Source organism: Streptomyces sp. NPDC096013, assembly GCF_044763565.1.
Lineage (GTDB): Bacteria > Actinomycetota > Actinomycetes > Streptomycetales > Streptomycetaceae > Streptomyces.
Map to the genome: position 1 here is coordinate 1 of NZ_JBIWGK010000017.1, position 12,815 is coordinate 12,815.

10 protein-coding genes are annotated in these 12,815 nt (G+C 70.4%); 8 read left to right on the top strand and 2 right to left on the bottom strand.

Going from position 1 to position 12,815, the window contains the following annotated elements:
- Positions 1-77 precede the first annotated feature (77 nt).
- Positions 78-2,003, bottom strand: coding sequence for an ABC transporter ATP-binding protein (locus ACIRB1_RS38275; RefSeq protein WP_403468772.1), 1,926 nt, complete (start codon positions 2,001-2,003; stop codon positions 78-80).
- A gap of 205 nt (positions 2,004-2,208) precedes the next feature.
- Between ACIRB1_RS38275 and ACIRB1_RS38280 the strand changes: the two genes are divergently transcribed.
- Genes ACIRB1_RS38280 through ACIRB1_RS38295 form a run of 4 tightly spaced genes read left to right on the top strand, consistent with a single transcriptional unit; the run spans position 2,209 to position 5,783 of the window.
- Positions 2,209-3,120, top strand: a complete 912-nt coding sequence (locus tag ACIRB1_RS38280; protein WP_352182414.1) for an ABC transporter ATP-binding protein — start codon at positions 2,209-2,211, stop codon at positions 3,118-3,120.
- Positions 3,117-3,851 carry an ABC transporter permease gene (locus ACIRB1_RS38285; RefSeq protein ID WP_403468773.1) on the top strand — a complete coding sequence of 245 codons (735 nt, stop codon included), beginning with the start codon at positions 3,117-3,119 and terminating at the stop codon, positions 3,849-3,851. Before ACIRB1_RS38280 ends, ACIRB1_RS38285 begins: the two co-directional genes overlap by 4 nt.
- Positions 3,852-3,877: 26 nt before the next feature.
- Positions 3,878-5,146 carry a sensor histidine kinase gene (locus tag ACIRB1_RS38290; RefSeq protein WP_403468774.1) on the top strand — a complete coding sequence of 423 codons (1,269 nt, stop codon included), beginning with the start codon at positions 3,878-3,880 and terminating at the stop codon, positions 5,144-5,146.
- Positions 5,139-5,783: a response regulator transcription factor gene (locus ACIRB1_RS38295; RefSeq protein ID WP_352182411.1), complete on the top strand. Its 645-nt coding sequence runs from the start codon at positions 5,139-5,141 to the stop codon at positions 5,781-5,783. Before ACIRB1_RS38290 ends, ACIRB1_RS38295 begins: the two co-directional genes overlap by 8 nt.
- A gap of 93 nt (positions 5,784-5,876) precedes the next feature.
- Here ACIRB1_RS38295 and glgX read toward each other — a convergent pair whose 3' ends face one another.
- The gene (glgX, locus tag ACIRB1_RS38300; RefSeq protein ID WP_403468775.1) at positions 5,877-8,174 is read right to left on the bottom strand and encodes a glycogen debranching protein GlgX; all 2,298 of its coding nucleotides are present in this window, start codon (positions 8,172-8,174) and stop codon (positions 5,877-5,879) included.
- 152 nt (positions 8,175-8,326) lie between these two features.
- Between glgX and ACIRB1_RS38305 the strand changes: the two genes are divergently transcribed.
- From ACIRB1_RS38305 to ACIRB1_RS38320, 4 genes are all read left to right on the top strand, one after another.
- Positions 8,327-9,559 (top strand): Ig-like domain-containing protein, encoded by a 1,233-nt coding sequence (locus ACIRB1_RS38305; RefSeq protein WP_403468776.1) that lies wholly within the window; start codon positions 8,327-8,329, stop codon positions 9,557-9,559.
- Between the two features lie 191 nt (positions 9,560-9,750).
- Positions 9,751-10,995 (top strand): Ig-like domain-containing protein, encoded by a 1,245-nt coding sequence (locus tag ACIRB1_RS38310; protein WP_352182408.1) that lies wholly within the window; start codon positions 9,751-9,753, stop codon positions 10,993-10,995.
- Between the two features lie 80 nt (positions 10,996-11,075).
- Entirely contained in the window at positions 11,076-11,843 is a 768-nt protein-coding gene (locus ACIRB1_RS38315; RefSeq protein WP_403468777.1) for an enoyl-CoA hydratase/isomerase family protein, read from the top strand.
- 285 nt (positions 11,844-12,128) lie between these two features.
- Entirely contained in the window at positions 12,129-12,632 is a 504-nt protein-coding gene (locus ACIRB1_RS38320) for an ATP-binding protein (RefSeq protein ID WP_323185436.1), read from the top strand.
- Positions 12,633-12,815 lie beyond the last annotated feature (183 nt).

Here is a 12,815-nt window from a genome sequence, read left to right on the forward strand (position 1 = left end):
GACGTCCTGTGGGCGATGCTGCGTGACAAAAGGCTGTTCACCTCCGCCCCGCCCGTCACGCAAGCAGCTTGACACGATCATTGAGATTCCTCCTGCTCACCGGCTGGGTGGTTCGTCGGCTGCGGGCCGGCGGGCGCCGGTCGCGCCCCGCGGCGGAGCCGCACATCGATACAGTCCCGCGCCCCTCCAGGGCGCGTCGGTCGGTCGGTGTTCTCCCGCTCGGACCCTGACATCAGCTGGGCGTACTCCGTGTTCGTCCGCAGGAGTTCCTGGTGGGTGCCGACCGCCGTGATGCGGCCGTCCGACAGGAGGGCCACGCGGTCGGCCAGGAGGACCGTGGACGGGCGGTGGGCCACGATCAGCGCCGTCGTGTCGGCGAGGACGTGACGCAGGGCGGCCTCGACCGCCGCCTCGGTGTGGACGTCCAGTGCGGAGAGCGGGTCGTCGAGGATCAGGAAGCGGGGCCTGCCCACCACCGCTCGGGCCAGGGCGAGGCGTTGGCGCTGGCCACCGGAGAGGCTGAGGCCCTGTTCGCCGACCTGGGTGTCCGTGCCCTGGGGGAGCGTGTGCACGAAGTCGGCCTGTGCGACGGCCAGTGCTCGCTCCAACTCCGCTTTCCCCGCGGCTTCTTCGGCTCCCATGAGGACGTTCTCCCCGACGGTGGCCGAGAACAACGTGGGTTCCTCGAAAGCCACGGCCACGAGGGCGCGCAGCGATTCCCTCGGCATGGCGGTGATGTCCTCGCCGTCCAGGGTGATCCGTCCCGACGTGACCTCGTGGAGGCGCGGGACAAGGGCGGTGAGGGTGGTCTTGCCGGTGCCGGTGGCGCCCACCAGGGCCATGGACTCGCCGGGTCTGATGTGCAGGTTGATGTCGTCGAGGGTGGGCGGGGAGTCCGGTGGGGCGTCCGGGTAGCGGAAGGTGACTTCGGTGAAGCGGATGCCGTCGTCGCCGGGGTCGGACCGGTGGGGGCCGCTCGCGCTGGTCGCGTCCCCGCAGGGCGTCTCCGCCTCCGGGGATTCGTCCATCACCTCGAAGTAGCGCTCCGTCGCCGTGGCCGCCTCCTGGCTCATGGCGAGGAGGAAGCCGATCGACTCGACCGGCCAGCGCAGGGCCAGGGCGGTGGAGAGGAAGGCCACCAGGGTGCCTGCCGACAGGTCGCCGTCCGCCACCTGGACCGTGCCCAGGACCAGGGTGGCTCCCAGCGCCAGTTCGGGGAGGGTGACGATGACGCCCCAGATGGTGGCGAGGAGTTGGGCCTTGTGGAGTTCCGTGCCGCGCAGGGTGCGGGAGAGCTCGCGGAAGGCCCGTGCCTGGGTGCGGTGGCGGCCGAAGCCCTTGATGATGCGGATGCCGAGGACGCTCTCCTCGACGACCGTCGTGAGGTCGCCGACCTGGTCCTGCGCGAGGCGGGCCACGCGCGCGTACCGCTGCTCGAAGATCACGCAGGTGACGACCACCGGGATCGCGGGACCCAGGATCACCAGCCCGAGCGTCCAGTCCTGGAGCAGCATGATGATCACGCCCGCCAGGATCGTCACCGCGTTGACCAGCAGGAACGTCAGCGGGAAGGCGAGGAACATGCGGAGCAGCATGAGGTCCGTGGTGCCCCGGGAGAGGAGCTGGCCCGAGGCCCATCTGTCGTGGAAGGAGACCGGCAGGCGTTGCAGATGGCGGTACAGGTCCGCCCGCATCTCCGCCTCGACATGGGACAGCGGCCGGGCGACCAGCCATCGGCGCAGCCCGAACAGGCCCGCCTCCGCGATGCCGAGCAGCAGCAGGTACAGCGCCCCGAGCCACACGCCCGCCGCGTCCCGGTCGGCCACCGGGCCGTCCACCATCCACTTCAGGACGAGCGGGAACACCAGTCCCGTACAGGACGCGACGACGGCGACACCGGCCGCGCCGAACAGGCGCACCCGCACCGGCCGGACGTAGGGCCAGAGCCGGGCGAGGGTACGCAGGGCGGATCGGTTCTCGGTGGTTGCACGCGTCGTGGACATCACGGGCGAGCCTACGGACCGGCACTGACAGTGCCCACCGGGTTTTGGCCGGACCCGGATCGGCCGCTGGTCCTACGACCTGGGTGTCCTGGGGTCGTAGCGGCGTGGCCGGGGGAGTCGTAGGCGCGCATCAACCGATCGGTTGATGTCCCTTCGAGCGCGATGGCCGATGTGGCGGACCCCGCCCCGGCGGGACCCTCGGTACATGCCAGCCACACCAGTCATCGAAGTCAGCGCACTACGGAAGTCCTACGGCGGCCGGGCCGTCGTGGACGGGGTGTCCTTCGCCGTCGAGGAGGGCGAGATCTTCGGCATCCTCGGCCCGAACGGCGCCGGCAAGACCACCACCGTCGAGTGCGTCGAGGGTCTGCGGGTCCCCGACGCGGGCCGGGTCCGGGTCACCGGACTCGATCCGGTGGCCGACCACGAAGAGGTCGCCCGGGTCCTCGGCGCCCAGTTGCAGGAGAGCGAACTCCAGGCCAAGCTCACCGTCCGTGAGGCGCTGGAGCTGTACGCGTCGTTCTATCCGCACCCCGCCGACTGGCGACCGCTGGCCGAACGCCTGGGCCTGACCGCGAAGTTGACCACCCGCTTCGCGAAGTTGTCCGGCGGCCAGAAGCAGCGTCTGTTCATCGCGCTCGCGCTGATCGGCAACCCCCGGGTCGTCGTCCTCGACGAACTGACCACCGGCCTCGACCCGCGTGCCCGCCGTGACACCTGGCAGCTGATCGAGGACGTGCGGGCGAGCGGGGTGACCGTGCTGCTGGTCACGCACTTCATGGAAGAGGCGCAGCGGCTGTGCGACCGGATCGCCGTGATCGACAAGGGGCGGGTGGCCGCCCTGGACACCCCGGACGGGCTGATCCGGCGCTCGGCGGGCTCCACCGTCATCAGTTTCACGCCCTCCGCGCCGCTGGACGACGGTGATCTGAACGCGCTTCCCGCGCTCACCTCCGTGGCCCGCAAGGACGGCCGGATCACGCTCTCCGGCTCGGACGAGACCGTCAACGCGGTCATCACGCTGCTCGCCCGCAACCACATCACCGCCCACCAACTCCGCGTGTCCGACGCCACGCTGGACGACGCGTTCCTGGACCTGACGGAGGTCTCCGCATGAACACCGCCGTGCTGCGCGCCGAGTTGAGGCTCTTCCGCCGTGAACCCGGCGCGCTCTTCTGGATCTTGTTGTTCCCCACCCTGCTGCTGGTGATCCTGGGGTCCATCCCGGGCTTCCGGCACCATGAGGCGGACCTCGGAGGGCTGCGCACGGTCGACGTGTACGTCCCGGTCGCCGTCCTGCTCGGCATGATCGTCGGCGCGCTCCAGTCGATGCCGCAGAACCTCACCGGCTACCGCGAACGCGGCATCCTCCGCCGCATGTCCGCCACCCCGGTCCGCCCGACCGCCCTGCTCGCCGCCCAGATGGTCGTCTACGGCGCGGCGGCCCTGGCCTCCGCCCTGTGCGCGCTGATCGTCGGCCGGCTCGCCTTCGGTGTACGGCTGCCGCAGCAGCCCGGCGGCTATCTCCTCGCCCTGCTCCTCGCGGTCCTGGCCGCGCTCGCGCTCGGCGCGGTGGTCTCGGCGCTGTCCCGGACCACGAAGATCGCCGGCGCCATCGGGTCGGCGGTGTTCTTCCCGATGATGTTCTGCGCGGGCGTGTGGATCCCGGTGAACTCCATGCCGGACGTCATGGCACGCATCGTCGGGTACACCCCGTTCGGCGCCGCCGCCGAGGCCCTGAACCGGGCCGCGGCCGGCGACTGGCCGGGCTGGACGCACCTCGGCGTGATGGTGGCCTGGACCGTCCTGCTGACCGCCGGCGCCTCGCGCTGGTTCCGCTGGGAGTAGGGCGAGCGGCCGTGCAGACTGGTGAGATGACCACGAGGGACAGGCAGATCGACCGGCGCTGGGAGCAGCTGCACACCTGGGGACCGTACGGACTGCTCGGTATCAGTGTCGTCCTCGCGGTCGCCTCCTCGGGGCTGTTCGACCACACCTCCGCCCAGTGGTGGACCGGCTGGTCCCTGGCCGGTGCCGGGCTCGTCCTCCAGTTGTGGTGGCACGGCACCCGTTCCCGCCGCCCCGGCCGCGGCCGGGTCCCGTCGCGGGCGGGGGCCGTGTACTACGTCGTCCGCTGGGCCCTCGCCTTCGCCCTCACCTGGATCGACCCGTTCTTCGCGTTCTACGCCGCCAGCGGCTTCATGGACGCCGACGAGCTGATCCCGGGCAAGGCGGGGCAGCGCATCGGACTGTTGGCGAGCGCCGTCACCGTGGCCGGTGCGCAGGCGGGCGGGATGCCGTTCGGGAGCGCGGTCCAGTGGATTCTGTTCGCGGCGCTGGTGGCCGCCAACTCCGGTCTTCAGCTGGCCATCGCGCACCTCACCGAGCAGGAGACGCTGCGCTCCCACGAGCGCGGCGAGACCATCACCGAACTCGAACGCACCAACACCGCCCTGCAACAGGCCCTCGACGAGAACGCCGCCCTGCACGCCCAACTCCTCGTCCAGGCAAGGGAAGCAGGGGTCGCCGACGAACGCCGGCGACTCGCCGCCGAGATCCACGACACCATCGCCCAGGGCCTCACCGGCATCATCGCCCAGCTTCAAGTCGTGGCCGGCGCACCCGACTTGACGACCGCCCGCACCCACCTCGAACGCGCCTCCACCCTCGCCCGGCACAGCCTCGGCGAGGCCCGCCGCTCCGTGCAGAACCTCGCCCCCGTCGCCCTGGAGCACGACGGACTCCCCGAGGCGCTGAAGAACACGGTCGCGGAGTGGGGCGAACGCACCGCTGTCCGGGCCGAGTTCACCGTCACCGGCGTCACCGAGCAGCTCCACGACGAGGTCTCCGCGACCCTGCTGCGCATCGCCCAGGAGGCCCTGTCGAACGCGGCCCGGCACGCCCGCGCCACCCGTGTCGGCGTGACCCTCTCCTTCCTCGGCGAGGAGGTCATCCTCGACATCCGCGACGACGGCCGGGGCTTCGACCCGCTGGCCCTTCCCGAACGCACCCGCACCGGCGGCTTCGGCCTCGACGGCATGCGCGCCCGCGCCGAACGCATCGCGGGCTCGCTGGCGATCGAGTCCGAGCCCGGCCAGGGCACGGCCCTGTCGGCTCGCGTACCGTTGGTCCGCCATGAGTGACCAGTTGCTGATCTCCCTGTTGATCGTCGACGACCATCCCGTCGTACGGGACGGTCTGCGCGGCATGTTCGAGTCCGCGCCCGGCTTCCGAGTCCTGGGGGAGGCGGCCAGCGGGGTCGAGGCCGTGGAACGGGCCGCCGACCTCGACCCGGACGTGATCCTGATGGACCTGCGCATGCCGGGCGGCGCGGGCGTCGACGCCATCCGCGAGCTGACCCGCCGCGCCGCCCGCGCGAAGGTGCTCGTCCTGACGACGTACGACACCGACTCCGACACGCTCCCCGCGATCGAGGCGGGCGCGACCGGCTATCTGCTGAAGGACGCCCCGCGCGACGAACTCTTCACCGCCGTCCGCGCGGCGGCGGAAGGCCGCACGGTCCTCTCGCCCGCCGTCGCCTCCCGCCTGGTCTCCGCCGTCCGCGCCCCGCAGACCCCCGGCAACGAACCGCTCTCCGCCCGCGAACGCGAGGTCCTCGCCCTGGTCGCCAAGGGCACCTCCAACCGCGAGATCGCCCGCGAGCTGTTCATCAGCGAGGCCACCGTCAAGACCCATCTCACCCACCTGTACGGCAAGTTGGGCGTCAAGGACCGCGCGGCGGCCGTCGCCGTCGCCTACGACCGGGGCATCCTCGGCTAGGACGGGCAGGGGAGAAGGCCGGAGGCGGTCCGCTCCCGGGCCACCCAAGTCCAGCCATTCGCCCGGGAGTTCACGGACCCGGAACGTCGTCCCTCAGCCGATCACCTTCAGCAACAGCACCGCCCGCGCCGGCACCGTGATCGCCGCCCCCGCCCGGTGCACGACCCCCGGCGCCTCCCCCTGCTCCTCCCGCGACGTGTCGACGACCACCTCGTACCGCTCCGCCCACGGCGGCCCCGGCAGCACGAAGCCCACCGGCCGGTCACCGGCGTGCAGCACGGCGAGGAAGCTGTCGTCGAGGATCGGGGCGCCGCGTTCGTCGCGGCCGGGGATGTCCCGGCCCGAGAGGTACATGCCGAGGGTGGCGGCGGGCGCGTACCAGTCCCTTTCCGTCATCTCCGTGCCGCGCGCGGTGAACCACGCCAAGTCCCTTATGCCGTCCGCCGAACGGGCCCGCCCGGAGAAGAACGCCCGGCGGCGCAGCACCGGGTGGCGGTGGCGCAGGTCGATCAGGCGGGCGGTGAGGTCGGTCAGCGCCCGCCAGCCGGGGTCCTCCTGGAGACCCCAGTCCACCCAACTGATCTCGTTGTCCTGGCAGTAGGCGTTGTTGCTGCCGCGCTGCGTCCGCCCCAGCTCGTCACCGGCGACCAGCATCGGCACGCCGGTGGACAGCAGCAGCGTGGTGAGGAGGTTCCTCAACTGCCGTCGCCGCAGCGCCTTCACCCGCTCGTCGTCCGTCTCGCCCTCGACCCCGCAGTTCCAGGAGCGGTTGTCGTCGGTCCCGTCCCGATTGCCCTCGCCGTTGGCCTCGTTGTGCTTGCGCTCGTACGACACCAGGTCCCGCAGGGTGAAACCGTCGTGCGCCGTGATGAAGTTGACCGAGGCGTAGGGACGGCGCCCTCCCCACGCGTACAGGTCGCTCGACCCCGACAGCCGGTACCCGAGGTCCCGTACGTCCGGCAGCGCACCCCGCCAGAAGTCCCGGACGGCGTTGCGATAGCGGTCGTTCCACTCCGTCCACAGGGGCGGGAACGCGCCCACCTGGTAGCCGCCCGAGCCCACGTCCCACGGCTCGGCGATCAGCTTCACCCGTCGTAGCACCGGGTCCTGGGCGATCACCGCGAGGAACGGGGAGAGCATGTCGACGTCGTGCATCGAGCGGGCCAGCGCCGCCGCGAGGTCGAAGCGGAAGCCGTCGACGCCCATCTCGGTGACCCAGTAGCGCAGGGAGTCGGTGATGAGCCGGAGCACGTGCGGCTGGACGACGTGCAGGGTGTTGCCGCAGCCGGTGTAGTCCGTGTAGCGGCGGGCGTCGCTCTGGAGGCGGTAGTAGCCGCGGTTGTCGATGCCCTTCAGCGACAGCATCGGCCCCAACTCACCCGCTTCGGCGGTGTGGTTGTAGACGACGTCGAGGATGACCTCGATCCCGGCCTCGTGCAGCGCCCGCACCATCCGCTTGAACTCGCCGACCTGCTGGCCGGCCGTGCCGGTCGCCGCGTAGCCCGCGTGCGGGGCGAAGTAGCCGATCGAGTTGTAGCCCCAGTAGTTCTTCAGGCCCCGGCGCAGCAGATGGTCCTCGTGCGCGAACTGATGGACGGGCAGCAGCTCCACGGCCGTCACGCCCAGCTTCACCAGGTGCTCGATCGCCGCCGGGTGCGCCAACCCGGCGTAGGTGCCCCGGAGTTCCTCCGGTATCCCGGGGTGCAGCTTGGTGAAGCCGCCGACGTGGAGCTCGTAGATCACCGAGTCCGCCCACGGTGTCTTCGGGCGGCGGTCGTCCATCCACTCGTCGTCGGTGGTGTCGTCGTGCACGACGACACCCTTCGGGACGTGGGGCGCGGAGTCGCGGTCGTCGCGCACGGTGTCCGCGACCTGCTGCTGCGGCCAGTCACGGACGTGCGCGTACACCTCGGGCGGCAGCCCGAACTCGCCGTCCACCGCCCGCGCGTACGGGTCGAGGAGCAGCTTCGCCGGGTTCCAGCGGGCGCCGGTCCACGGGTCCCAGCGGCCGTGCACCCGGAAGCCGTAGCGCTGTCCCGGCATGACGCCCGGCAGGAAGCCGTGCCAGATCTCGTGCGTCAGCTCGGTCAGCGGGGCGCGCGTCTCCACGCCCTCCGGGTCGAACAGACACAGCTCGACCGCCTCCGCACCCCCCGCCCACAGCGCGAAGTTGGTGCCCGCCACCCCGTCGGGGCCGACCCGGTACCGCGCCCCCAACGGCATCGGCGCCCCCGGCCACACCGGCAGGGGCGGTCCCGTGTGCGGGGCGCCGTTCAGCACGGGTGCGGCACGCGGCGCCGGTATGGCCGCCTCGTCGACGGATCGCTCCACCGGCACGTCGTCGTCGACGCGCTCCTCCTGCACGGCCTCCTGCTCGGCTGCGCTCGACACCGTCCGGCCTCCCGCGGCTCGTGGAACGACGTGGTGAAGGGCAGTTGGCGTCCCGGCCGCGTGTGCCTGTCATGTCGTTCTCCCCACTGTTCTGCCCAGAGCTTGGGTCGCACTCACGTTTCCCCGGAGCGTGCCCGCTCGTTGGGCACCCCGTGAGGCATGCACAAGGGCGCGCGCGGCGCGCAGGGGTCGCTCTGGCCGCCGTACTGACGTGGGCAGGACTGCTGGCCGGAGCCACCGGCTGTACTTCGGACGGCTCGGGCGGGGGCGGTATCGGCGAGATCTTCGGCAAGGCACCGGCGCCCGAGGATGTGATCCGGATCTCGCCCGAAGACGCCAGCAAAGGCGTCAGACCCGGCCGCCGGCTCGAAGTCCGGGTGCCCGACGGACGTTTGGAGTCCGTGCAGGTGGTGAAGTCGCAGGACGCCCAGGACACCCCCGTCCCCGGCCGTATCTCCGACGACGGACTGCGCTGGGAACCCGAGGACCCGCGGCTCGCGCTCGCCGCCGAGTACACCGTCGACGCGGTCGCCCTCGACGGCGACGGCCACCGCTCCGCCCGGCACACCACGTTCACGACCCTCGTCCCCGACGAACGGTTCATCGGCTACGTCACCCCCGAGAACCGCGCCACCGTCGGCACCGGGATGATCGTCTCCCTCGGCTTCAGCCGGGACATCGTGAACCGGGCCGCCGTCGAGCGCGCGATCCACATCACCGCGAAACCGGCCGTCGAGATCCGCCCGCACTGGTTCGGGAAAACCCGCCTCGACTTCCGCCCCGAGACCTACTGGAAACCCGGCACCCAGGTCACCGTCTCCCTCCGCCTGCGCGACGTGGAAGGCGCCCCCGGCGTCTACGGCCTCCAGTACAGGACGTTCTCCTTCACCGTCGGCCGCAGCCAGGTCTCCCTCGTCGACGCCGCCAGACACACCATGGAAGTGCGGCGCGACGGCGACCTGCTGGCCACCGTCCCGATCACCGCGGGCGCCCCCGGGAAGACCACGTACAACGGGAAGATGGTGGTCATGGAGATGCTGGAGGTGACCCGCATGAACAGCCGCACGGTCGGCTTCGGCGGCGAGTACGACATCCCCGACGTCCCGCACGCCATGAAGCTCACCGACTCCGGCACCTTCCTGCACGGCAACTACTGGGCGCCGGACGCCCCCGGGCACGTCAATGTCAGCCACGGGTGCGTGGGACTGCGGGATGTGAAGGGCGGCGGATCGGACACCCCGGCCGGGTGGTTCTTCGACCGCAGCCTCGTCGGGGACGTCGTCGAGGTCGTGCACAGCGACGACAAACAGGTCGCTCCGGACAATGGCCTCGGCGGATGGAACATGGGTTGGAAGGAGTGGAAGGCGGGCAGTGCCCTCCCGTGACCGGAGAGCGGTGCCCCGACGTGAGCGGAGACGGTTCGCGGAGCCTGTGTCAGGCGGCAGTTGAAGTTGCGACCGAATGGTGACATTCGGCTGACATGAAGCTCAAAACCTGGCGGTTAATATGCGCGGACGTGCACGTCAGATGCGCGAAGGGGTGCGGGCCTGACCGGGCCCGGCGAGGGGAGAAAGTCTTGAACGTGCGACCGATATCGGGGGCGTCGGTTGACGCGCGCGGCCGGAGAAACAAGGGGTTGCTGGCGCTGATCCTGGGCGTGCTGCTGCTCGCCGTCACCGCCTGCGGAGGCGGCGGCTCGGACTCCGGGTCCGGCTCCGGCGACAGCAAGGCCAAGGGGGCGGACACGGCCGAGACCAAGCAGTCGCAGGCGGTCGTCACCATCGCCCCGAAGAACGGCTCGAAGGCCGTCGACACCAGCGGCGCCCTCAAGATCAGTGCCGCGAAGGGCACGTTGACCGAGGTCGAGGTCAAGGACGCCGACGGCGCGAAGGTCTCCGGCGCCATCACCGGCGGCGGCACCGGCTGGACGCCGGCCACGCACCTGGCCGCCGCCACCAAGTACACCGTCCACGCGGTCGCCAAGGACTCCGACGGCCGGGTCGCCGCCGAGGACTCCAGCTTCACCACGCTGACCCCGAAGAACACGTTCATCGGCGACTTCACCCCGGAGAACGGTGCCACGGTCGGCGTCGGAATGCCGTTCTCGGTCAACTTCACCCGGGGCATCACGCACCCGGACGACGTGAAGAAGGCCATCACCATCACGACCGTGCCGCCCGTCGACGTCGAGGGCCACTGGTTCGGCAACGACCGCCTCGACTTCCGCCCCGAGAACTACTGGAAGTCCGGCACCAAGGTCACCGTCAAGCTCAACCTCGACGGCGTGGAGGGCCGCCCGGGCGTCTACGGCAAGCAGGCCAAGACGATCTCCTTCACCATCGGCCGCAACCAGGTCTCCGTGGTCGACGCCAAGAAGCACACCATGAAGGTCACCCAGGACGGCAAGACCATCAAGACCATCCCGGTCACCACCGGCAAGCCCGGCTACGACACGTGGAACGGCCAGATGGTCATGAGCGAGAAGCTCGAAGTGACCCGGATGAACGGTGAAACGGTCGGCTACGGCGGCGAGTACGACATCAAGGACGTCCCGCACGCCATCCGCCTCACCAGCTCCGGCACCTTCATCCACGGCAACTACTGGGGCGGCGGTGCCTTCGGCAACTACAACGCCAGCCACGGCTGCGTCGGCCTCCAGGACGTCAAGGGCGGCTACAGCAGCAGCGTGCCGGCCGCGTGGTTCTACAACCACTCGATGATCGGCGACGTGGTCGTCGTCAAGCACTCCGACGACCAGACGGTCGCGCCGGACAACGGACTCAACGGCTGGAACATGTCGTGGGCCAAGTGGAAGGCGTAGCGGGCTAGTCGACCCTCGGGCCCGGTGCTGTGACACACGGCACCAGGCCCGTTGTCGTTAGCGGCGGTTAACCTTCCGGCATGACCGTGAATCTCGAAGTCGCCGAGGGCGTCGGCACGATCCGCCTCGACCGCCCGCCGATGAACGCGCTGGACGTCGCCACCCAGGACCGCCTCAAGGAACTCGCCGAGGAGGCGGCGCGGCGCGAGGACGTGCGCGCCGTGGTGGTCTACGGCGGGGAGAAGGTGTTCGCGGCGGGTGCGGACATCAAGGAGATGCAGCGGATGGACCACGCGGCGATGGTCGTGCGGTCGCGGGCGTTGCAGGAGTCGTTCAGCGCGGTGGCGCGTATCCCGAAGCCGGTCGTGGCCGCCATCACGGGCTATGCGCTGGGCGGGGGGTGTGAGTTGGCGTTGTGCGCGGACTTCCGTATCGCGGCGGACAACGCGAAGTTGGGGCAGCCGGAGATTCTGCTCGGGTTGATTCCGGGGGCCGGCGGGACGCAGCGGCTGGCCCGTCTGATCGGCCCGTCGAAGGCGAAGGACCTGATCTTCACCGGCCGTATGGTCAAGGCCGACGAGGCACTCGCGCTGGGGCTCGTCGACCGGCTCGTCCCCGCTGCCGATGTGTACACGGAGGCGTTCGCGTGGGCGGCGAAGTTGGCTCAGGGGCCGGCGATCGCGTTGCGTGCGGCGAAGGAGTCGATCGACACCGGGCTGGAAACGGACATCGAGACGGGTCTCGCGGTCGAACGGAACTGGTTCGCGGGGCTGTTCGCGACCGAGGACCGTGAGCGGGGGATGCGGAGCTTCGTCGAAGAGGGTCCCGGGAAGGCGAAGTTCCGCTGAACCGGAGAGTCAAATACCGCTCAACCACTTGCAATTGACGTGATGTCTCATACGGGTCCCTCGGCGGGTCGGTTTATGGGAACCTTAACTCGACCTTAAGCCTGCCTTGTCGAGGGAGCCTGTCGATTGCCTCCAACAGAGCCTTCACCGCAGGTCGGAGGGGTTGTCGCCGACCCTGAAATGACCCTGGCATATGTCGATCGGATGTCGCGGAACGAGGGCTTCCGGGGGGCGTATTCCTCCGGAACCGCCACGGAGGCCGGTCGGGGCGGCCATGATGGACGCATGGCGGGGCTGGAAGGTATCGGACAGCCGCGGGGACAAGGCCGTGCGACCGCGGCGCGCTGGTCGCCTGCGGTCGAGGACGAGCGGGCGCTCAAGGCGATCGAGTTGTTCGGCAATCCCACGGAGGCGGAGGTTCCGCTGCCGTCCCGGCCGGAGTCCGCGGCGGCGGCCCGCCGACTCACCCAGATCGTGGTGCTGCGGCACTGGGGGCTCAGTCCGAAGCTGACCGAGGACGCCGTCCTGCTTGTCTCCGAGCTGGTCGGGAATGCCGTGCGGCACACCGGGGCGCGGGTGTTCGGGCTGCGGATGAAGCGGCGGCGGGGATGGATTCGGGTCGAGGTCCGTGATCCCTCGCGTGGGTTGCCGTGTCTGATGCCGGTTCAGGAGATGGATCTGAGCGGGCGGGGGCTGTTCCTCGTCGACAAGCTCTCCGATCGGTGGGGTGTGGATTTGTTGCCGCGTGGCAAGACCACCTGGTTCGAGATGCGTGTCTCTGATCGTTGAGCGGGCTGTTGTTGACGCCGGGTCAGGTTGTCCGTTGTCTGCGGGCCCGCTGTGGCTGGTCGCGCAGTTCCCCGCGCCCCTAGGGGGTGCCCCTCGGCCGGAGTCGGTTGCGTCCCGCCGGCGCGACCCGGGCTCGTCGCTCATACGGGTTAATGCCCCGGTTTCTTACCCGACGCCCCTTAA

Bases quoted from the DNA above. Each gene is read 5' to 3' on its own strand.
- ACIRB1_RS38275 (WP_403468772.1), bottom strand. From the start codon at position 2,003: ATGTCCACGACGCGTGCAACCACCGAGAACCGATCCGCCCTGCGTACC.
- ACIRB1_RS38280 (WP_352182414.1), top strand. From the start codon at position 2,209: ATGCCAGCCACACCAGTCATCGAAGTCAGCGCACTACGGAAGTCCTAC.
- ACIRB1_RS38285 (WP_403468773.1), top strand. From the start codon at position 3,117: ATGAACACCGCCGTGCTGCGCGCCGAGTTGAGGCTCTTCCGCCGTGAA.
- ACIRB1_RS38290 (WP_403468774.1), top strand. From the start codon at position 3,878: ATGACCACGAGGGACAGGCAGATCGACCGGCGCTGGGAGCAGCTGCAC.
- ACIRB1_RS38295 (WP_352182411.1), top strand. From the start codon at position 5,139: ATGAGTGACCAGTTGCTGATCTCCCTGTTGATCGTCGACGACCATCCC.
- ACIRB1_RS38315 (WP_403468777.1), top strand. From the start codon at position 11,076: ATGACCGTGAATCTCGAAGTCGCCGAGGGCGTCGGCACGATCCGCCTC.
- ACIRB1_RS38320 (WP_323185436.1), top strand. From the start codon at position 12,129: ATGGCGGGGCTGGAAGGTATCGGACAGCCGCGGGGACAAGGCCGTGCG.